This is a genomic window from Streptomyces sp. 1222.5 (assembly GCF_900105245.1).
GTDB lineage: Bacteria > Actinomycetota > Actinomycetes > Streptomycetales > Streptomycetaceae > Streptomyces > Streptomyces albidocamelliae.
In genome coordinates this window covers 3268585-3287744 of the sequence record NZ_FNSZ01000001.1, presented here as the reverse complement: position 1 = coordinate 3287744, position 19160 = coordinate 3268585, and the positions used below count along the sequence as shown (strand labels likewise).

Annotated in this window: 17 protein-coding genes; 10 read left to right on the top strand and 7 right to left on the bottom strand. The window is 73.0% G+C overall.

Annotated features, from left to right (window positions below; translation table 11 throughout):
- Positions 1 to 26: 26 nt before the first annotated feature.
- A complete protein-coding gene (locus BLW57_RS41385; protein ID WP_093474936.1) occupies positions 27 to 179 on the bottom strand; it encodes a hypothetical protein in 153 nt (50 codons plus the stop codon).
- A gap of 217 nt (positions 180 to 396) precedes the next feature.
- On the opposite strand from BLW57_RS41385, the gene BLW57_RS14610 reads away from it, so the two are divergent.
- Positions 397 to 1293, top strand: a complete 897-nt coding sequence (locus BLW57_RS14610; RefSeq protein ID WP_176985930.1) for an NYN domain-containing protein — start codon at positions 397 to 399, stop codon at positions 1291 to 1293.
- A gap of 39 nt (positions 1294 to 1332) precedes the next feature.
- On the opposite strand, the gene BLW57_RS14605 is transcribed toward BLW57_RS14610, so the two are convergent.
- Together BLW57_RS14605 and BLW57_RS14600 are read right to left on the bottom strand one after the other, a co-directional pair.
- Positions 1333 to 2214 carry an alpha/beta fold hydrolase gene (locus BLW57_RS14605; protein ID WP_093474933.1) on the bottom strand — a complete coding sequence of 294 codons (882 nt, stop codon included), beginning with the start codon at positions 2212 to 2214 and terminating at the stop codon, positions 1333 to 1335.
- A gap of 139 nt (positions 2215 to 2353) precedes the next feature.
- Entirely contained in the window at positions 2354 to 5023 is a 2670-nt protein-coding gene (locus BLW57_RS14600) for a DEAD/DEAH box helicase (RefSeq protein ID WP_176985584.1), read from the bottom strand.
- Between the two features lie 507 nt (positions 5024 to 5530).
- Between BLW57_RS14600 and BLW57_RS14595 the strand changes: the two genes are divergently transcribed.
- A complete protein-coding gene (locus BLW57_RS14595; protein WP_093474930.1) occupies positions 5531 to 6277 on the top strand; it encodes a ferritin-like fold-containing protein in 747 nt (248 codons plus the stop codon).
- Between the two features lie 248 nt (positions 6278 to 6525).
- Here BLW57_RS14595 and BLW57_RS14590 read toward each other — a convergent pair whose 3' ends face one another.
- From BLW57_RS14590 to BLW57_RS14575, 4 genes are all read right to left on the bottom strand, one after another.
- The gene (locus BLW57_RS14590) at positions 6526 to 6798 is read right to left on the bottom strand and encodes a hypothetical protein (RefSeq protein ID WP_093474928.1); all 273 of its coding nucleotides are present in this window, start codon (positions 6796 to 6798) and stop codon (positions 6526 to 6528) included.
- Between the two features lie 170 nt (positions 6799 to 6968).
- Positions 6969 to 7196 (bottom strand): DUF3107 domain-containing protein, encoded by a 228-nt coding sequence (locus BLW57_RS14585; protein WP_093474927.1) that lies wholly within the window; start codon positions 7194 to 7196, stop codon positions 6969 to 6971.
- A gap of 132 nt (positions 7197 to 7328) precedes the next feature.
- On the bottom strand, positions 7329 to 7970 hold the full coding sequence (locus tag BLW57_RS14580) for a TetR/AcrR family transcriptional regulator (RefSeq protein ID WP_093474925.1): 642 nt from the start codon (positions 7968 to 7970) through the stop codon (positions 7329 to 7331).
- 189 nt (positions 7971 to 8159) lie between these two features.
- Entirely contained in the window at positions 8160 to 8384 is a 225-nt protein-coding gene (locus BLW57_RS14575) for a hypothetical protein (protein WP_093474924.1), read from the bottom strand.
- Between the two features lie 251 nt (positions 8385 to 8635).
- On the opposite strand from BLW57_RS14575, the gene BLW57_RS14570 reads away from it, so the two are divergent.
- The 8 genes from BLW57_RS14570 (at position 8636) to BLW57_RS14540 (ending at position 18863) form a co-directional block, all read left to right on the top strand.
- Positions 8636 to 9661 carry an alpha/beta fold hydrolase gene (locus BLW57_RS14570; protein WP_093474922.1) on the top strand — a complete coding sequence of 342 codons (1026 nt, stop codon included), beginning with the start codon at positions 8636 to 8638 and terminating at the stop codon, positions 9659 to 9661.
- An 8-nt stretch (positions 9662 to 9669) separates the two neighbouring features.
- Positions 9670 to 11274 carry a DUF3152 domain-containing protein gene (locus tag BLW57_RS14565; RefSeq protein WP_093474921.1) on the top strand — a complete coding sequence of 535 codons (1605 nt, stop codon included), beginning with the start codon at positions 9670 to 9672 and terminating at the stop codon, positions 11272 to 11274.
- Positions 11275 to 11330: 56 nt separating this feature from the next.
- On the top strand, positions 11331 to 11426 hold the full coding sequence (locus BLW57_RS43095) for an Ms4533A family Cys-rich leader peptide (protein ID WP_311318790.1): 96 nt from the start codon (positions 11331 to 11333) through the stop codon (positions 11424 to 11426).
- 190 nt (positions 11427 to 11616) lie between these two features.
- Entirely contained in the window at positions 11617 to 13335 is a 1719-nt protein-coding gene (locus BLW57_RS14560; protein WP_093474919.1) for an ABC transporter substrate-binding protein, read from the top strand.
- A 4-nt stretch (positions 13336 to 13339) separates the two neighbouring features.
- On the top strand, positions 13340 to 14353 hold the full coding sequence (locus tag BLW57_RS14555) for an ABC transporter permease (protein ID WP_093474918.1): 1014 nt from the start codon (positions 13340 to 13342) through the stop codon (positions 14351 to 14353).
- Positions 14350 to 15348, top strand: a complete 999-nt coding sequence (locus BLW57_RS14550; RefSeq protein WP_093474916.1) for an ABC transporter permease — start codon at positions 14350 to 14352, stop codon at positions 15346 to 15348. The genes BLW57_RS14555 and BLW57_RS14550 overlap by 4 nt, the downstream gene beginning before the upstream one ends.
- Complete coding sequence (locus BLW57_RS14545; protein WP_093474915.1) at positions 15345 to 16937, top strand: dipeptide ABC transporter ATP-binding protein; 1593 nt, start codon at positions 15345 to 15347, stop codon at positions 16935 to 16937. Before BLW57_RS14550 ends, BLW57_RS14545 begins: the two co-directional genes overlap by 4 nt.
- A 222-nt stretch (positions 16938 to 17159) precedes the next feature.
- Positions 17160 to 18863, top strand: a complete 1704-nt coding sequence (locus BLW57_RS14540) for a DUF3492 domain-containing protein (protein WP_256339483.1) — start codon at positions 17160 to 17162, stop codon at positions 18861 to 18863.
- Positions 18864 to 19160 lie beyond the last annotated feature (297 nt).

Here is a 19160-nt window from a genome sequence, read left to right as displayed (position 1 = left end):
CCGGAAAGCTTGAGTGGCCGTGCCCGCTACGAGGCCGGGGTCTCGGCCGGGCGGATCCAGAGGCGCTGTCCTACGGCGGCGGCCTGCTGAACGATCCGGTTGACGGAGGCGGCGTCCACGACCCTGCTGTCCACGGTGGTCCCGTCGACGTGGTCGAGTCGCATGATTTCGAAGCGCATGGGCTTCTCCCTTCGTCTGGTCATCCTCCTGCGGAGAACTACTTGTGAGCACCGGATGGGTATCCGGTGTCGTACGTAGTCAACGTGCTTCTTGTTACAAACATTCCCTACGCTAAAGAAATTTTTCGAACGTCTAATTACCGACCGGTAAGCGATCCTCGTGGGACCGACCGGGACCGGTTGTGTTCGCAGCGTGACCAACGGGACAATGGAGGCGATGAACGACGAACTGGCGGCCCTGGGCGCCCGCATCGACCGCACGAACGAGCTGCTGCAGCGCATGCTCGCCGAGGTGGCGAAGACGCCCTCGACCCACGCGATCTTCGTCGACGCGGGCTATCTGTACGCGGCCGCCGGGCGGCTGGTCGCCGGGACCGAGGACCGCCGGGCCTTCGACCTCGACGCCGAGGGGCTGATCGACGCGCTGATCGACCGCGCCCGCACGATCTTCGCGGACAGCCGGCTGCTCCGCGTGTACTGGTACGACGGCGCCCGCCGCCGCATCCACACCGCCGAGCAGCAGTCCATCGCCGAACTCCCCGACGTCAAAGTCCGCCTCGGCAACCTCAACGCCAACAACCAGCAGAAGGGCGTCGACTCCCTGATCCGTTCCGACCTGGAGTCCCTCGCCCGGCACCGCGCGATCAGTGACGCGGCCCTGCTCGGCGGCGACGAGGACCTGGTGTCGGCCGTCGAGGCGGCCCAGGGGTACGGCGCCCGCGTCCACCTCTGGGGCATCGAGGCGCCCGAGGGCCGCAACCAGGCCGAGCCACTGCTCTGGGAGGTGGACAGCCAGCGCACCCTCGACCTGGAGTTCTTCAAGCCGTACGTCACCCGGCGCACGGCCGCCGCCTACGAGGCCACGGCCGGCGCCCGCCCCACCCGCGAGGCCGTCCGCTTCGTCGGCGCCCAGATCGCCGCGAAGTGGCTCGCCTCCCGAGGTCGCGAGGCACTGGTCGAACTGCTCCCCGGCCACCCCTACCTGCCGGGCTCCGTCGACCAGGACCTGCTGGTCGAGGCCGAGGGCCTGCTCCAGTACTCCCTGCGCGGCCAGGCGGACCTGCGCCGCTCCCTCAGGGACGGTTTCTGGGACCACCTTCAGGCGCAGTACTAGCCCGGCGCGCGGCCGGCGGGCTCCGGTACGCGCGCGGGGTCACGCCCCGGACGTGCCGCCGTCCCAGAAGCCGGCGATCGCCTCGGCGGTGGCGAGCGGACGGTCGGTGTTGGGGGAGTGCTCGGCCCCGTCGATGACGGTCCGCCGCGCCCGCAGCCGTACCGCCATGTCGTCGAGCAGCGGCAGCGGCCAGGTGTCGTCCTGGGAGCCCGACAGCACATGGAACGGCAGTGGTACGGCGGCCAGTTCGGCGATCCGGTCCGGCTCCGTGCACAACTGGTTTCCGGTGGCGATGAGTTGGGCGGGCTTGGTGGCCAGCCAGCGGCGCCGCAGGTCGTCCCGTTCGTCCAGGCCGCCGTCGAGCGACGGCGTCTCGGTCTCCTCGGGCGTCTCCATCGCCTGGATCGCGTCCCACACCTCGGCCATGCTCATCACCGCGAGCGCGTCCCGCAACAGCTTCACCCGCTCCCGCTGGGACGCCGAGATCTGCGCCGGGCCGGACGCCATCAGGGTCAGCGACAGGAACGGTGCGTGGTCGAGCAGGACCGCCGCGCGGGAGATCTGCCCGCCGAGCGAGTGCCCCAGCAGATGCACCGGCTGCCCGAGCGCCGCCGCCTGCGCCAGCACGTCTCGCGCCAACTCCTCCTGCGCGTAGGCGGATTCGTCGGTCGCGGGACCGTCCGACTCGAACTGGCCGCGCCCGTCGACGGCCACGGTCCGGTACCCGCGCTCCGCGAGCGGGACGTGCAGCGGGTTGAAGTCCTCCTTGCTGCCGGTGAACCCCGGCAGCAGCAGCGCGACTCCCCGGGGCTCGACCCCGGCGGCCACGGGCGCGTCGACGACGGCGAACTCACCGCGTGCCGTCCGCAGGGTGTACGCACGGGCGCCGGGGGGCGGGACGAAGGTCGCGGGCCTGCTCATGAGGAGCAGGCTATCGGGCACGGACGGGACCCGCGCAGGGTGCGGAGGGGCACGCAGGCGCGCGGAGAACGCCGATGGCCCGGCCCACGGAAGTGGGCCGGGCCATCGGCGGATCGTGTGCACCGTGGTGCGGTGCCGGTCAGGCCTCCGGGGCCTCCACGGCGGCCGTCGCCTTGCGGGTGCGGCGGCGCGGCTCGGCCTCCGGCTCGTCACTGGCCTGCGCCGGAATCTCCGGAGCGGCCGCGACGGCCTTACGGGTCCGCCGGACCTTCGGAGCGGCGGCCTCGGCCCCGTCGGCCTCCACCACGGCGGTGGCGGCCTTCCGGGTACGGCGGGGCTTGGCCTCGGTGCCTTCCGCGGTGTCCACGGCGGCCTCGGCGGCAGCGGTGGTCTTGCGGGTGCGGCGCGGCTTGGCGGCCGGGGTCTCCTTCGTGGCCGGGGCCTCGGTGGTGGCGGCAGCCTTGCGCGTGCGGCGGGGCTTGGCCTCGGTGCCTTCCGCGGTGTCCACGGCGGCCTCGGCGGCAGCGGTGGTCTTGCGGGTGCGGCGCGGCTTGGCGGCCGGGGTCTCCTCCGTGGCCGGGGCCTCGGTGGTGGCGGCAGCCTTGCGCGTGCGGCGGGGCTTGGCCTCGGTGCCTTCCGCGGTGTCCACGGCGGCCTCGGCGGCAGCGGTGGTCTTGCGGGTGCGGCGCGGCTTGGCGGCCGGGGTCTCCTCCGTGGCCGGGGCCTCGGTGGTGGCGGCAGCCTTGCGCGTGCGGCGGGGCTTGGTCTCCGTGCCTTCCGCGGTGTCCACGGCGGCCTCGGCGGCAGCGGTGGTCTTGCGGGTGCGGCGCGGCTTGGCGGCCGGGGCGTCCTCCGTGGCCGGGGCCTCGGTGGTGGCGGCAGCCTTGCGCGTGCGGCGGGGCTTGGTCTCCGTGCCTTCCGCGGTGTCCACGGCGGCCTCGGCGGCAGCGGTGGTCTTGCGGGTGCGGCGCGGCTTGGCGGCCGGGGCGTCCTCCGTGGCCGGGGCCTCGGTGGCAGCGGCCTCCGTGACCGGCTCGGCGGTCTTGCGGGTGCGGCGGCGCGGCTTGGCCTCCGTGCCCTCCGCCGTGTCGACGGCGGTCTCGGCGGCAGCGGCCGCCTTGCGGGTACGGCGGCGCGGTGCGGCCTCCTCGGCCGGAGCGGCCTCGACGACCGGCTCGGAGACCGGGCCGGCCGCTACGGTCGGCTCCACGGCCGTCTCCGTCGCCGGCTGCTCCGCCGTCCTGCGGGTGCGACGGCGGCGCGGCTTCTCCGCGGCGGCCGGCTCGGCCGGAGCCTCCACCGTGTCCACCGCCTCGACGGCTGCCTCGTCGGCCGTGACCGTCGCGGCGGCCGGCAGGGCCTCACCGGGCGCTCCGCCGCGGGTACGGCGACGACGGCGCGGCGTACGGGCCGCCTGCGCCTCCTCGGTGCCGGACTCCACGGACGGTGCCGGTGCCGACGTGGCGGTGGCGTCCGCGGGGGCGCCCCCGCGGGTACGGCGGCGACGGCGCGGCGTACGGGCCGGACGCTCCTGCTCGGCCGTCTCGGACTGGGCGCGGCCACCCCGGCCGCCCCGGTCGCCCCGGTCGCCACGACCGCCGCGAGCGCCACGCCCGCCGGTCTCGCCCAGGTCCTCCAGCTCCTCCGCGCCCAGACCCGCACGGGTCCGCTCCGAGCGCGGCAGTATGCCCTTCGTGCCCGCGGGGATGCCGAGGTCGGAGAACAGGTGCGGGGAGCTCGAGTACGTCTCCGCCGGGTCGTTGAAGTCCAGCTCCAGCGCCTTGTTGATCAGCTGCCAGCGCGGGATGTCGTCCCAGTCGACGAACGTGATCGCCGTACCCTTGGCGCCCGCCCGGCCGGTGCGGCCGACGCGGTGCAGGTACGTCTTCTCGTCCTCGGGGGACTGGTAGTTGATGACGTGGGTCACGCCCTCGACGTCGATGCCGCGCGCGGCGACGTCGGTGCAGACGAGGACGTCGACCTTGCCGTTGCGGAAGGCGCGCAGCGCCTGCTCGCGAGCGCCCTGGCCGAGGTCGCCGTGGACGGCGCCGGAGGCGAAGCCGCGGCGCTGGAGCTGCTCGGCGATGTCGGCGGCCGTGCGCTTGGTGCGGCAGAAGATCATCGCCAGTCCGCGGCCCTCGGACTGCAGGATGCGGGCGATCATCTCCGGCTTGTCCATGGAGTGCGCGCGGTAGACGAACTGCTTGATGTTCGCGACCGTCATGCCCTCGTCGTCCGGCGCGGTGGCGCGGATGTGGGTGGGCTGCGACATGTACCGGCGGGCGAGGCCGATGACCGCGCCCGGCATGGTGGCCGAGAACAGCATGGTCTGGCGCCTTGCCGGCAGCAGGTTGATGATCTTCTCGACGTCGGGCAGGAAGCCCAGGTCGAGCATCTCGTCGGCCTCGTCGAGGACCAGGCTCTTGATGTGGTTGAGGTTCAGCTTCTTCTGGCCCGCGAGGTCCAGCAGCCGGCCCGGGGTGCCGACGACGACGTCGACGCCCTTCTTCAGGGCCTCGACCTGCGGCTCGTACGCCCGGCCGCCGTAGATCGCCAGCACGCGCACGTTACGGACCTTGCCGGCCGTGAGCAGGTCGTTGGTGACCTGGGTGCACAGCTCGCGCGTCGGCACGACGACGAGCGCCTGCGGGGCGTCGGTGAGGGCTTCGGGGGTGGCGCGTCCGGCCTCGACGTCGGCGGGGACGGTGACGCGCTCCAGGAGCGGGAGACCGAAGCCCAGCGTCTTGCCGGTACCGGTCTTCGCCTGGCCGATGACGTCCGTGCCGGAAAGGGCGACGGGGAGCGTCATCTCCTGGATGGGGAAGGGGTTGATGATGCCGACGGCCTCCAGGGCCTCGGCCGTCTCGGGCAGGATCCCAAGGTCTCGAAACGTCGTAGTCAGGGCTATGCCTCTTCTGTGTGGTGCGGTGCGAGGCGAGCGCGGGGGTCTTTGACGGACCGTGCCGGGGACGTCGGCTGCCATACGGGCGAACCACTCGGGGCCAGCCGTAAAGCACGGGACCTCTGCCGACGCTCTAGCGCTCGTACCGCTGAGGGTGTCCCTTCCGGTCGTCGTACGTAATGAGCCGTACGGCCGGGGAGGGCTGTCGGGTCGGAGCCGATCGGGCCACCGACCGGGCATCCTCATGCGTGCGCCCTGTCCGGACACGTCGAACATCGTCGACGCACTCAGCAGGCGCATTACCACCATACCCCGGATTCGCGCACATGTGATGGCCGAATTGGTCACGTAGTCGTCGTCACAGTGGTTGACCAGGGGCTTCCCGGAGTCGCCGAGCGGGCTATTGTGCGCCTCATGACTAGCTCTGACAAGCCTGAGAACGCGTCCGCCGCCTCCGCCGAACCGACCGGTGTCGCCGCCCAGGACTGGGCGCAGGCCTCCGCCGACCCGCAGTACCGCGCCGCTGTCGTGGACCTGCTCGGCGCGCTCGCGTACGGGGAGCTGGCGGCGTTCGAGCGCCTCGCGGAGGACGCCAAGCTGGCGCCGACCCTCGCGGACAAGGCGGAGCTGGCGAAGATGGCGTCGGCGGAGTTCCACCACTTCGAGCGGCTGCGGGACCGGCTGACCGAGATCGGCGAGGAGCCGACGGCCGCCATGGACCCGTTCGTCGCCGCGCTCGACGGCTTCCACAGGCAGACGGCGCCCTCGGACTGGCTGGAGGGCCTGGTCAAGGCGTACGTGGGGGACTCGATCGCGAGCGACTTCTACCGCGAGGTCGCGGCCCGTCTCGACTCCGACAGCCGTGAGCTGGTGCTCGCCGTGCTGGACGACACCGGGCACGCCGAGTTCGCGGTGGAGAAGGTGCGTGCCGCGATCGACGCCGACCCGCGGGTGGGCGGCCGGCTGGCGCTGTGGGCGCGGCGGCTGATGGGCGAGGCGCTGTCGCAGTCGCAGCGGGTCGTCGCCGACCGGGACGCGCTGTCCACGATGCTCGTCGGGGGCGTGGCGGACGGGTTCGACCTCGCGGAGGTCGGGCGGATGTTCTCGCGGATCACGGAGGCGCACACGAAGCGGATGGCTGCGCTGGGCTTGGCGGCGTAGCGCTCTGTGGGGGGTGGCCAGGGGGGCCTGGGCGGCTGCGGGTGGTTCGTGGCTGGTCGCGCAGTTCCCCGCGCCCCTGACGGGGCGCTGCCTGTGGCGCGGTGGGCCTCGCGGCCTGAGTGCCGGTGCGCTCTGTGGGGGGTGGCCAGGGGGTGTTGCGCGGCTGCGGGTGGTTCGTGGCTGGTCGCGTAGTTCCCCGCGCCCCTGACGGGGCGCTGCCCGTGGCCCTGTGTCGACAGGCGTACGCGCTATGCCGGGGCTGATCGGCGGCGCAGGCGGCGGGTCGCCGGGCGCAGGAGCAGGGAGAGGGACGCCGCCGACACGACGACGGCCCCGATGAGGCTCGGCAGGGAGCTGCCCGGGCCCAGGGCGCTGTGGGTGACGAAGTCACCGAAGAGCGCCCCGGCGATGCCCGTGGTGTAGATCAGCGGGCGGGCCGGCAGCCGGTGCGACAGACGGCGGGCCGCCGCCCATGCGAGGACGAGACCGAGCACTGCGGATCCGAGTGCTTCCAGGATCATCTCGGGGTCCCTCCCACGGCGGTTCTGGGCTTGACGGTCGTAGCCCGTCATACCCGTGACCTGCGGAATGCAATCCACCGCTATGGACGAGTTGTGCTCCGTCCGTGCGGGCACCGCACAGCCAAGGGCCCGGCGGCCGACGGCCACCGGGCCCTTGCCCGAACCTCTGCCTAGAGCGTGCCGAAGCCCACCTTGCGCACGGCCGGCTCGCCGATCTCCACGTACGCCAGGCGTTCCGTCGGGACCAGGATCCTGCGGCCCTTCTCGTCCTGGAGGCTCAGGAGCTGGGTCTTGCCGGCCAGCGCCTCGGTCACCATGCGCTCGACCTCCTCGACGCTCTGACCGCTCTCCAGAACGATCTCGCGGGGCGCGTGCTGCACGCCGATCTTGACCTCCACGGCTATGTCCCTCCGACGGTCAGTGATGTGCGCGATCTTCCGCGCCGTACGCTGCACACATTAGCCCGGTGAGGGGACGTACACGCTGCCGGACGGAACGCCATCAGCGAACAGTCCGGCCGACGGGCGGTCTCAGTGGTGTTCGATGCCGTGCAGCGGGAAGCCGGCGATGCCCCGCCAGGCCAGCGAGGTGAGCAGTTGCACCGCCTGGTCGCGCGGGACGCTGCGGTCGCTGTGCAGCCAGGAACGGGCCACCACCTGGGCGAGACCGCCGAGGCCGGAGGCGAGCAGCATCGACTCCGCGCGCGACAGACCGGTGTCCTCGGCGATGACGTCGCAGATCGCCTCGGCGCACTCGACGGTGACCTTGTCGACGCGCTCGCGCACCGCCGGCTCGTTCGTCAGGTCCGACTCGAAGACCAGCCGGAAGGCGCCGCCGTCGTCCTCGACGTACGCGAAGTAGGCGTCCATGGTCGCCCGCACGCGCTGCTTGTTGTCCGACGTCGAGGCGAGCGCGCCGCGCACCGCCTGGATCAGCGACTCGCAGTGCTGGTCCAGCAGGGCGAGGTAGAGGTCGAGCTTGCCGGGAAAGTGCTGGTAGAGCACCGGCTTGCTGACGCCGGCCCGCTCGGCGATGTCGTCCATCGCCGCCGCGTGGTACCCCTGCGCGACGAAAACCTCCTGGGCGGCGCCCAGCAGCTGGTTCCGCCGGGCGCGGCGCGGCAGACGGGTGCCGCGCGGGCGTGCCGCCTCAGTTTGCTCGATGGCTGTCACGCCGCCTCCCTATGTCGTCCACATGCGGTGTAGACCGCGCGGCCATCGTACTTTTCGGTAACCGTGCTGTGCGCGGTGCGAGCGCAGAATTTCACGTACCGGACGGCCGCGAAAGCCGCGGAGCGCTTCTCCCGGGACCTGCCGCGGTCCCGAGTGTCCGGCGAGGGCGGTCCCGAGTGTCCCGCGAGGTCAGCGGTAGTCGTCCTCGTCGAGTGAGACCACGCGCGCCTGTTCGACCATGTCGGCCACGTTCGCGCGGTCCGGGTCCACGCCCGTCAGGGGGTCGTCGCGGTCCGGCGCGAGGTCCGCGTGCTGCTCGGCAGCGTCCACCTCGGGAGCCTCGACGTCCGTCTCCTGGGTCGCCTCGGGCTCCAGGTCGTCGATGGCGTCGGGCTCGGTGGGGTCATAGGTCATGGTGGGCTCCCTTCCTACGAACGTCCCTGGAAGCGGCAGGGGCCACACGCGGGTGCCCTCTGTACGAGCCTAGGAGACAGCCGATCCGGACGCCATGCCGTCAGGCCCCTTCTCGCAGCCGGTCCGGCGATCTTCCAGGGGGTCTGCCGTCCCGTTCGGGCGTGCGCTGTCCGGTTCACCTTTCGCCGGCGGTTCACGCTGTGACGGCCGCCACACCTACCTCGGCGTGATCACCTCGTAACATTGCCCGCATGTCTTCGACCGAGTCGCCTTCCGTGTCGGCCGCCAGTGTGCTCCCTCGGGTGGCACCCGTCCGGGTCGGCGAGGGCGAGCGGCTGCGGTGCGTGAACCTGCCCGGAGTCACCCTGTCGGTCCGTTCCCGGCCCCCCGTCCGCGAGGGTCTGCCGCCCGCGCTGTACGTCCACGGGCTCGGCGGTTCCTCGCAGAACTGGTCGGCGCTGATGGCCGAGTTGGACGGTGTCGTCGACGGCGAGGCCGTCGACCTGCCCGGCTTCGGCGACTCCCCGCCCCCGGACGACGGCAACTACTCGGTCACCGGTCACGCGCGCGCGGTGATCCGCCATCTCGACGCGTCCGGCCGCGGCCCGGTCCACCTCTTCGGCAACTCCCTCGGCGGCGCGGTCGCCACGCGTGTGGCCGCCGTGCGCCCCGACCTCGTCCGCACACTCACCCTCGTCTCGCCCGCCCTGCCGGAGCTGCGCATCCAGCGCGGCGCGGTACCCACGGGGCTGCTCGGCGTGCCCGGTGTGGCCGCGCTGTTCACCCGGATCACCAAGGAGTGGACGGCCGAGCAGCGGGTGCACGGGGTCACCGCCCTCTGTTACGGCGATCCCGGCCGGGTCTCCGCCGAAGCCTTCCAGCACGCCGTCGAGGAGCTGGAGCGGCGCCTGCAGCTGCCGTACTTCTGGGACGCGATGGCACGCTCCGCGCGCGGCATCGTCAACGCCTACACGCTCGGCGGGCAGCACGGGCTGTGGCGCCAGGCCGAGCGGGTCCTCGCCCCGACCCTGCTGGTCTACGGCGGCCGCGACCGGCTGGTCGGTTTTCGGATGGCCGCCAAGGCCGCCCGCTCCTTCCGTGACTCCCGCCTGCTGTCCCTGCCGGACGCCGGGCACGTGGCGATGATGGAGTACCCGGACCTGGTGGCCGGCGCGTTCCGTGAACTCCTCGCCCAGGCAGGGGAGTCGGGCACAATCGACGCCGAGGGGTCCACGGACGGCGGCCGGCGCGCCACCGCACCGGGCACGGAGAGCTGAGGGCAGGGGTGGGACGTCACAGCCGGCGCGGACCGGCACCGAAGGACGACTCCGCGGCCATAGCGGCCCGGCGAGGCGAGGAGCGGGACGCCCGCTCCGGCGACCGCCGGGACCCGCCGGACCGGAGAGGCGGCCAGGGTGCGGCGACGCCGTACCCGGACGGCGCCGTCCAGGGGCCGCCCCGGGCTCCGCGCGCTCTGGGCACCGCGTGGCCCACGCGCGCCGCGTTCCCGGACCCGACCGGGTTCTCCGACGGCACCCCCGCCCACGGTGTGCCGTGTCCGGCCGACGGGACGCCCGCGCAGGGGGTCCCCCGCTTCGCCGTGGGCAGCCCCGCGCGCGGTGTGCCGGGTTTCCCGGACGGGACTCCCGCCCACGGCATGCCCCGTCCGCCCGACGGGACCCCCGCGCGCGGTGTGCCGAGGGCCGCCGACGGTGCTTCCGCGCAGGGCGTGCCCCGGGGGCGCGGGGGCGGCTCGGTCCGCGGGGCGCACCCCGAGCAGCGTGAGGCCGGCGGTGGCTGGGGAGAGGTCGGCGGGCAGGCCGGCGGCGGCGCCGGACCCGGTGTCGTACTTCCCCGGCAACGGCAGGCGGGGCCGGGCGGTCCAGGGCGGCGCCGCGGTCCCCGGCAGGACTATCTCGAGGCGTTCGAGGGTGCGGGCGACGGCACCGACGACGTGGACGTCTTCGCGCCCCGGCCGGGCCGGAACCCTCGTACCGAGGAGCGGCCGGCCGTAGGCGAGCAGCGGGACCCGGAGGAACAGCAATCCGGCCGCGAGGCCGCGGACGGCCTCGCGGTGCCCGCGCAGCGCGGCGGCGGCAAGGGGCGCGCCTTCGCCGGTATCGCGGCAGCGGCCGTCACCACCGTGCTCGCCGTGATCGTCGCCGGACAGGTGACCGGTGCGCGGGACGGCGGCACGGCGGAGGCGCAGCCCGCCACGGACACCGATCAGGCCCGGGACGCCCGGGCACCCGGCGCGTCGAGTGCCTCCACGTCGCCGGAGACGGTGGCGCTGACGTACGACCAGAAGATGGGCCGGAAGTATCCCCTCGGCGTCGCGCTGAAGGGCCCGGGAAAGTTCGACGCCGTGCCCGGGTCCGCCGAGGCGCCCGGCAAGGGCCAGAAGTACCGGTACCGCGTGGACGTCGAGCAGGGGCTGGGCCTGGACGGCGAGCTGTTCGCCGAAGCCGTCCAGAAGACCCTGAACGACCAGCGGAGTTGGGCCCACGGCGGAGCCCGTACCTTCGAGCGCATCTCTTCCGGCAAGCCGGACTTCGTGATCACCCTGGCCAGCCCCGGCACCACCGCCGAGTGGTGTGCCAAGTCCGATCTCGACACCGCGGAGGAGAACGTCTCCTGCGACTCGGCCGCCACCGAGCGCGTGATGATCAACGCCTACCGATGGGCCCAGGGCAGCAAGACATACGGGGACGAAATCCACGCGTACCGGCAAATGCTGATCAATCACGAGGTCGGTCACCGCCTCGGACACGGCCATGTGACCTGCCAGAAGAACGGCGAACTGGCCCCCGTCATGCAGCAGCAGACCAAGTTCCTCGACCACGACGGAATCCACTGCCTGCCCAACCCCTGGCCCTACCCGAAGAGTTGACGAGCTGTGCTTATGTCAGATTGACATGAGTCGCAAGGTCGTTCATATTTCTGACCATGTGGTCCCGTCACGCCGTCTCCGACAGCGCCGCCATCGAGCTGGCGCTCATCGGTGTGACCGCGCTCTGCGTGGCCGACATCCACTGTCGCTGACGCCGCCTCCCCGGCGTACGCGTCGCGACCTTTCCCCACCTTCTCCGTGACCGAGTCCGCGTGACCGTGTCACGGGTTTCCGACGACCCGACGCCGGGGCCGACGTCTGCCCGCAGCCGTCTCACTCCTCGTCCCTTTGTCTCACTCTTCGAGACATCCTCGATCAGTTCCCCGAGAGGTCGTCATTCCGATGCGTCAACCGTCCGTCATAGCGCGCCGCGTGGCAGCGGCATCCGTCAGCCTGGTCGTGGCAGCGGGCGCCGCCGCCTGCGGCCCGAAGGACAACGATGCCAAGGGTTCCGGTGGCGACTCCGCGCCCCACAAGGGCGGCACGCTCACGGTGCTCAACTCCGAGCCGCAGACCGACTTCGACCCCGCGCGTCTCTACACCTCCGGCGGCGGAAACGTCCCCTCGCTCGTCTTCCGCACCCTCACCACGCGCAACCGCGAGAACGGCGCGGCCGGCGCCGAGGTCGTCCCGGACCTCGCCACCGACACCGGGCGCCCCAACAAGGACGCCACCGTGTGGACGTACACCCTGAAGGCCGGGCTCACGTACGAGGACGGCTCCCCGATCACCTCCGCCGACATCAAGTACGGCATCGAGCGCTCCTTCGCCCCCGAACTCTCCGGCGGCGCCCCCTACCTGCGGGACTGGCTGGTCGGCGCCGCCGGCTACCAGGGCCCGTACAAGGACAAGAAGGGGCTGTCCGCGATCGAGACGCCGGACGCCCGGACCATCGTCTTCCACCTGAACAAGCCCGAGGGCGAGTTCCCGTACCTCGCCACCCAGACGCAGTTCACCCCGGTCCCCAAGGCCAAGGACACGGGCACGAAGTACGAGTCGCACCCGGTCTCGTCCGGCCCGTACAAGGTCGTCGAGAACGAGAACGACGGTGAGCACCTCGTCCTGAAGCGCAACACCCACTGGTCGGGCTCGGTGGACGCCGAGCGCAAGGCCTACCCGGACACCATCGACGTGCGCTCCGGGCTCGACTCCTCCGTGATCAACCAGCGGCTGTCCGCGTCCCAAGGGACGGACGCCGCCGCGGTCACCACGGACACCAACCTCGGCCCGGCCGAGCTGGCCAAGGTCACCGGCGACAAGGCGCTGGCCGCGCGCGTGGGCACCGGCCGTTTCGGCTACACGAACTACATCGCGTTCAACCCGACCGTGAAGCCGTTCGACGACCCCAAGGTCCGGCAGGCGATCTCCTATGCCATCGACCGCTCCTCGGTGGTCAACGCGGCCGGCGGCAGCGCGCTCGCCGAGCCCGCCACCACCTTCCTGCCCGACCAGAAGTCCTTCGGGTACACCCCTTACGACCCCTTCCCGGCGGGCAGGTCGGGCAACGCGGCCAAGGCCAGGGAACTGCTGGCCCAGGCCGGCTACAAGAACGGGCTCACCGTCACGCTGACCCACTCCAACGCCAAGGACTTCGAGACCAGCCCCGAGATCGCGACCGCCGTCCAGGACGCGCTCAAGAAGGCCGGCATCAAGGTCGAGCTCCAGGGCCTGGAGGACAACGACTACCGGGACAAGACCCACGGCCTGAAGACCGAGCCGGGCTTCTTCCTCGCCCACTGGGGTGCCGACTGGCCCTCCGGCGGTCCCTTCCTCGCCCCGGTCTTCGACGGCCGGCAGATCGTCAAGGACGGAGCGAACTTCAACACAGGCCTGCTGAACGACAAGTCGGTCAACGCCGAGATCGACGCGATCAACAAGCTGACCGACCTCGACGCGGCGGCGAAGCGGTGGGGTGCGCTGGACAAGAAGATCGGCGAGAAGGCCCTCGTCGTCCCGCTGTTCCACCCCGTCTACAAGCGCCTGTACGGCTCGGACGTCAAGAACGTCGTCATCAGCGACTGGACCGGCGTCCTGGACATCTCCCAGGTCGCGGTGAAGTGACGCCGTGAGCGAGGCACTCATCGCCGTCGAGACCGCCGGGACGGACACCTCCGTCCCGGCGGTCTCGGGGGCACGTCAGTTCTGGCGGCGGCTGCGTGCGCAGCGCGCCGCCCTGGTCGCCGCGGCCGTCGTCGCGCTGCTCGTCCTCGTCGCGCTCGGCGCGCCGTTGCTCACCGCCCTGGAGGGCCAGGACCCCACGACCTACCACCCCTCGCTGATCGACTCCGCGCGCGGCGGCGTGCCCGTCGGCTCCTTCGGCGGCACCGGCGGCGACCACTGGCTGGGCGTCGAACCGCAGACGGGCCGCGACCTGTTCGCCCGGCTCGTGTACGGGGCGCGGGTGTCCCTCGGGGTGGCGCTGGCCGCGACGGTGCTGCAGATCGCCATCGGGGTCGCCGTCGGCGCCGCCGCCGCGCTCGGCAGCCGCTGGATCGATCAGCTGCTGAGCCGCACCACGGACGTCATCGTCGCCATGCCGCTGATGATCATGGCACTGGCCCTGCTGGCGATCGTGCCGGCCGGCTTCCCGCGCACCGTACTCGTCACCCTGGTGATCGGCCTGATCGGCTGGGGCAACATCGCGAAGATCGTCCGCGCCCAGACCCTCACCCTGAAGGGGCTCGACCACGTGGCCGCCGCCCGGCTGAGCGGCTGGAAGACCTGGCGGGTCGCCCGCCGCGAGCTGCTGCCCGGCCTCGCCGCCCCCGTCATCACCTACGCGGCCCTGCTCGTCCCCATGAACATCTCGGTCGAGGCGGCCCTCTCCTTCCTCGGCGTCGGCGTGAAGCCGCCCACGCCCTCGTGGGGGCAGATGCTCACCGCCGCCGACGTCTGGTACCAGGCCGCGCCCCAGTACCTGCTGCTGCCGGCCGGCGCCCTGTTCGTCACCGTCCTCGCCCTCACCGTCCTCGGGGACGGCGTGCGCACCGCCCTGGACCCGCGCGCCGCCTCCCGCCTGCGCGTCGGAACCGGCCGCCGGGACAGGACCGGCAAGAGCTCCGAGGAGGCGACCGCATGAGCGGCTTCGGCGGATTCCTGCTGCGCCGGGCCATCGGCGCGGTGATCACCCTGCTCGCCGTCTCGGTGATCGTCTACGTGGTCTTCTACGCCACGCCCGGCAACGTCGCCCAGATCACCTGCGGCCCGCGCTGCTCGCCGGAACAGGTGCACCAGGTCGCCCGGCAACTGCACCTGGGCGACCCCCTCCACCTGCGCTACTGGCACTTCCTCGAAGGCCTCCTGGTGGGCCGGGACTTCTCCACGGGCACCTCGGTCGAGCACTGCACGGCACCCTGCCTGGGGCAGTCGTACCAGACCGGCCGGCAGGTCCTGGACATCATCCTGACCAAGCTGCCCGTCAGCCTCTCGCTCGTCCTCGGCGCCATGGTGCTGTGGCTCCTCCTCGGCGTCGGCACCGGCGTGCTCTCCGCCTGGCGGCGCGGCCGGCTCAGCGAGCGCGTCCTGACGGCGATCACCCTGGCCGGCACCGCCACGCCCGTGTTCGTCATCGGGCTGGTCCTGATGATCGTCGTCTGCGGCGAACTCCAGCTGCTGCCCTTCCCGCAGTACGTGAACCTCACCGACGACCCCGAACAGTGGGCGTGGAACCTGCTGCTGCCGTGGCTCTCGCTGGCCCTGATCGAGGCGGCCGCCTTCGCCCGGCTGACCCGCGCCGCCATGCTGGAGACGCTCGCCGAGGACCACATCCGCACCTTCCGCGCCTACGGCGTCGGCGAACGGGCCGTCGTCGGCCGGCACGCGCTGCGTGGCGCGCTCGCGCCGGTCATCGCGCTGAACGCCAACAACGTCGGCTCGGCCGTCGGCGGTGCCGTCCTCACCGAGACCCTGTTCGGCCTGCCGGGCATCGGCCAGGAGCTGGTGCACGCGGTGAAGGTGGTCGACCTGCCGGTGGTCGTCGGCATGGTCCTGGTCATCGCATTCTTCGTGGTCCTCGCAAACGCCGTCGCGGACGTGCTGTACGCGGTGGCCGACCGACGGGTGGTGCTCGCATGAGCCTGGTGGAAGTCAAGGACCTGACCGTCGAGTTCGGCGCCGTGCGGGCCGTGGACGGGCTCTCCTTCGATCTGGCGAAGGGCGCCGCCCTGGCCCTCGTCGGCGAGTCCGGCTCCGGCAAGTCCACCGTCGCGGGCGCCCTGCTGGGCCTGCACCGCGGCACCGGTGCCCGGGTCGGCGGCTCGGTCCGCGTCGCCGGCACCGACGTGCGGGACGCCCCGGACGAGGAACTGCGCCGGCTGCGCGGCGCCAAGGCCGCCATGGTCTTCCAGGACCCGCTGTCCTCGCTCGACCCGTACTACGCGATCGGCGACCAGATCGCCGAGGTCCACCGCGTCCATGCGCGCGTGCCGCGCCGCGCCGCACGCGCGCGTGCCGTGGAAGTGCTGGAGCGGGTGGGCATCCCGGACGCGGCACGGCGGTCCCGCTCCCGCCCGCACGAGTTCAGCGGCGGTATGCGCCAGCGCGCCCTCATCGCCATGGCCCTCGCCTGCGAACCGGACCTGCTGATCGCCGACGAGCCGACCACCGCCCTCGACGTCACCGTCCAGGCCCAGATCCTCGACCTGCTGCACACCCTGCGCCAGGAGACGGGCATGGGCCTGCTGCTCGTCACCCACGACGTGGGCGTCGCCGCCGAGAGCGTGGACGACGTCCTCGTCATGCGGCACGGCAGGGCCGTCGAGCACGGTCCGGTCGGCACGGTCCTCGCCGCGCCCGCCCAGGCGTACACCCGCCGACTCCTCGACGCCGTACCGCGCGTGGACACCCGCCGGACCTCCTCGCCGGCCGGCGAGGAGGTCGTGCTGGAGGCCGACGGAGTGCGGCGCGAGTTCGGGCGCGGCAAGCGGGCGTTCGCCGCCGTGGACGACGTCTCGCTGACCGTCCGCCGCGGTGAGACGCTCGGCGTGGTCGGGGAGAGCGGCAGCGGCAAGACCACGCTCGGCCGCATGCTGGTCGGGCTGCTCCGGCCGACCGCGGGCGGCATCCGTTACGAGGGCCGCCCGCACACCGGCGTGAACCCGGCCGTGCAGATGGTCTTCCAGGACCCGGTCTCCTCCCTCAACCCCCGCCGCAGCGTGGGCGAGTCCATCGCCGACCCGCTGCGCGCACGGGGAGAGACCGACGACGAGCGCGTCCGGGGGCGCGTGACGGAACTGCTGGAGCGCGTGGGGCTCGACAGGGAGCACCACGACCGCTACCCGCACGAGTTCAGCGGCGGACAGCGCCAGCGCATCGGCATCGCCCGGGCGCTCGCCGCCGATCCGCGCGTCATCGTCTGCGACGAGCCGGTCTCGGCGCTCGACGTCACGACCCAGGCCCAGGTGGTCGGCCTGCTCGGTGAGCTCCAGCGGGAACTCGGTCTCGCGCTGGTCTTCATCGCCCACGACCTCGCCGTCGTCCGCCAGGTCAGCGACCGGGTCGCGGTGATGCGCAGGGGCCGGCTGGTCGAGTACGGCCCCGCCGACGAGGTGTACGACAGCCCGCGCGAGGCCTACACCCGGCAGCTCCTGGCCGCCGTACCCTCGCTCGATCCGGAGCTGGCGGCCCGGCGGCGGGCGGCCCGGGGCGAACCGGCCGTGGCGTGACGCCCCGCGCCGATCGGCGCGGCCGCCGGCCCCGACGGTCAGCCCGCTGATCTCCTAGCGCGGTAGAACGCCACCCGCACGCGAAAGTTACGACCGTTCACCCCTTTTGGTGGTGCGATGGACAACCGTCCGTCGCACCACCGCCTTGTCCCCTTACGTTCGTCCCGCTGCGAGCCGTCGGGACAACGGCGGCTCCCCAGACGGGAGATCGGGGGTGCACACGTGCGCATCGGACTGCTTACGGAGGGTGGCTACCCGTTTGTGAGCGGTGACGCCAGACTCTGGTGCGACCGGCTCGTGCGCGGGCTCGAGCAGCACGAGTTCGACGTCTACGCGCTCAGCCGCAGCCGGCAGCAGGAGGACGAGGGCCGGGTCCCGCTCCCGCCGCAGGTCGGCCAGGTGCGGACGGCACCGCTGTGGACGGCGGAGGACGACGGGGTCACCCACGGGCGGCGCGCGCGCCGGCGCTTCACCGAGTGCTACGGGGAGCTGGTCGGGGCGGTGTGCGTCGCCTCCGACGCCGGATCCGGGCCCACGTCCGCCGAGCTGGCGGACCGTTTCGGCAGCGCTCTGTACGGACTCGCCGAACTCGCCCGCGACGAGGGCGGACTGGTCGGCGCCCTGCGCTCCGACGCCGCCGTGCGCACCCTGGAACGCGCCTGCCGCGCGCCCGGCGCCCTGCGTACGGCGCGCGAGGCGCGCGTACCGGATCTGCTCGCGGTCGCCGCACACCTCGAACGCGGCCTGCGTCCCCTGTCCCTCGACTGGTACGACGACGCCGGACTCGGCGCGGCCGACCTCTGCCACGCCACCGCGGGCGGTTCCGCCGCCCTCCCCGGACTGCTCGCCCGGCACTTCGCCGGCGTCCCCCTGCTGGTCACCGAGTACGGCGTCCAGCTCCGCTCGCACTACCTGGCCCTCGGACCCGACGCCGCCGCCCCCGCCGTCCGCGCGCTCCTCGCCTCCTTCCACGGCCGGCTGGCCGCCGAGGTCTACCGGCGCGCCGAGATCCTCACCCCCGGCAACGGGCACGCCCGCCGCTGGCAGGAACGGTGCGGCGCCGACCGGAGCCGGATCCGCACGGTCTACCCGGGGATGGACGCCGCCCGCTTCACGGAGGCCGGCGAGTCCCCGGACCGCTCCGATCCGGACGCGCTGGTCTGGGTCGGCCGCGTCGAACCCGCCAAGGACCTGGTCTCCCTCCTCCACGCCTTCGCCGAGGTCCGCAAGGAGGAACCCAAGGCGCGGCTGCGCATCGTGGGCCCGCCCGCCGGACCGGAGGGCGAGGCCTACCTCGGCCACTGCCGGGCCCTCGCCGCGCAGCTCTTCCCGGACGAGGCGGAGGGCGTGCACGCCGTCGGCGACAACCCGGTCTCCTTCGAGGAGATCGGCGGTCCGGAGGCCCCGACCCCGGCCGACGCGTACGCGGCCGGCGCCGTCGTCGTGCTGTCCAGCGTGGTGGAGGGCTTCCCGGTCGGTCTCGTCGAAGCCATGTTCTGCGGCCGGGCCACGGTGTCCACGGACGTCGGTGCCGTGGTGGAGGTCATCGGAGGCACCGGCCTCGTCGTCCCCCCGCGCAACCCGCGGGCGCTCGCCGAGGCGTGCGTGGCGCTGCTGCGCGACCCCGAGCGCCGGGCGCGCCTCGGCGCCGCCGCGCGCGCCCGGGCGCTCGAACTGTTCACCGTCGAGCAGAACATCGCGGCATTTCACGGCATTTACCTGGAGATCGTCTCGCACTGCCCGGTCCGCCGGGTCGTCCTCGACGAGGCCGGGGAACCCCTGCCGTTCGCCACCCCCGCCGAGTCCCACGTGCCCGGCCGCTGGACCGGCCCGACGGCCCGCGTCCTGCCTCGCGGCATTCCCGGCTGGGCCAACGGCGCCCCGGTGCGCGCGACGCGCGTGGCGGCCGCGGAGGGGGTGCGATGAGCGTGGGACAGGACCGTGAGGAGCTGAGCGGGCGCGGCGGGACCGACCGGTGCGCCGTGAGCGAGCCGGGCGACCTCGACCGGCCCGGCATGCCGAGCGGCGCCGACGCGTGGGACGCGCCGTCGGGGGAGTGGCTCGCGGCCGCTCCGGGGCCGAACCCGCTCGTGGCGACGTCGGCCGAAGCCGGTGCCAGTGCCGGAACCGAAGCCGAAGCCGGCCCCGCGGCCGACGCCCTTCCGGCACCGGCGGACCCCGAGCCCGGCAAGCGGCGTGTCCCCGGACCGCACAGCCGGCGCG

What these genes read in the sequence shown, in the direction of transcription:
- BLW57_RS41385 (WP_093474936.1), bottom strand. Translation starts at nt 179, where the DNA reads ATGCGCTTCGAAATCATGCGACTCGACCACGTCGACGGGACCACCGTG.
- BLW57_RS14605 (WP_093474933.1), bottom strand. Translation starts at nt 2,214, where the DNA reads ATGAGCAGGCCCGCGACCTTCGTCCCGCCCCCCGGCGCCCGTGCGTAC.
- BLW57_RS14560 (WP_093474919.1), top strand. Translation starts at nt 11,617, where the DNA reads ATGCGTCAACCGTCCGTCATAGCGCGCCGCGTGGCAGCGGCATCCGTC.
- BLW57_RS14610 (WP_176985930.1), top strand. Translation starts at nt 397, where the DNA reads ATGAACGACGAACTGGCGGCCCTGGGCGCCCGCATCGACCGCACGAAC.
- BLW57_RS14550 (WP_093474916.1), top strand. Translation starts at nt 14,350, where the DNA reads ATGAGCGGCTTCGGCGGATTCCTGCTGCGCCGGGCCATCGGCGCGGTG.
- BLW57_RS14545 (WP_093474915.1), top strand. Translation starts at nt 15,345, where the DNA reads ATGAGCCTGGTGGAAGTCAAGGACCTGACCGTCGAGTTCGGCGCCGTG.
- BLW57_RS14570 (WP_093474922.1), top strand. Translation starts at nt 8,636, where the DNA reads ATGTCTTCGACCGAGTCGCCTTCCGTGTCGGCCGCCAGTGTGCTCCCT.
- BLW57_RS14590 (WP_093474928.1), bottom strand. Translation starts at nt 6,798, where the DNA reads ATGATCCTGGAAGCACTCGGATCCGCAGTGCTCGGTCTCGTCCTCGCA.
- BLW57_RS14600 (WP_176985584.1), bottom strand. Translation starts at nt 5,023, where the DNA reads ATGACGCTCCCCGTCGCCCTTTCCGGCACGGACGTCATCGGCCAGGCG.
- BLW57_RS14575 (WP_093474924.1), bottom strand. Translation starts at nt 8,384, where the DNA reads ATGACCTATGACCCCACCGAGCCCGACGCCATCGACGACCTGGAGCCC.
- BLW57_RS43095 (WP_311318790.1), top strand. Translation starts at nt 11,331, where the DNA reads ATGTGGTCCCGTCACGCCGTCTCCGACAGCGCCGCCATCGAGCTGGCG.
- BLW57_RS14595 (WP_093474930.1), top strand. Translation starts at nt 5,531, where the DNA reads ATGACTAGCTCTGACAAGCCTGAGAACGCGTCCGCCGCCTCCGCCGAA.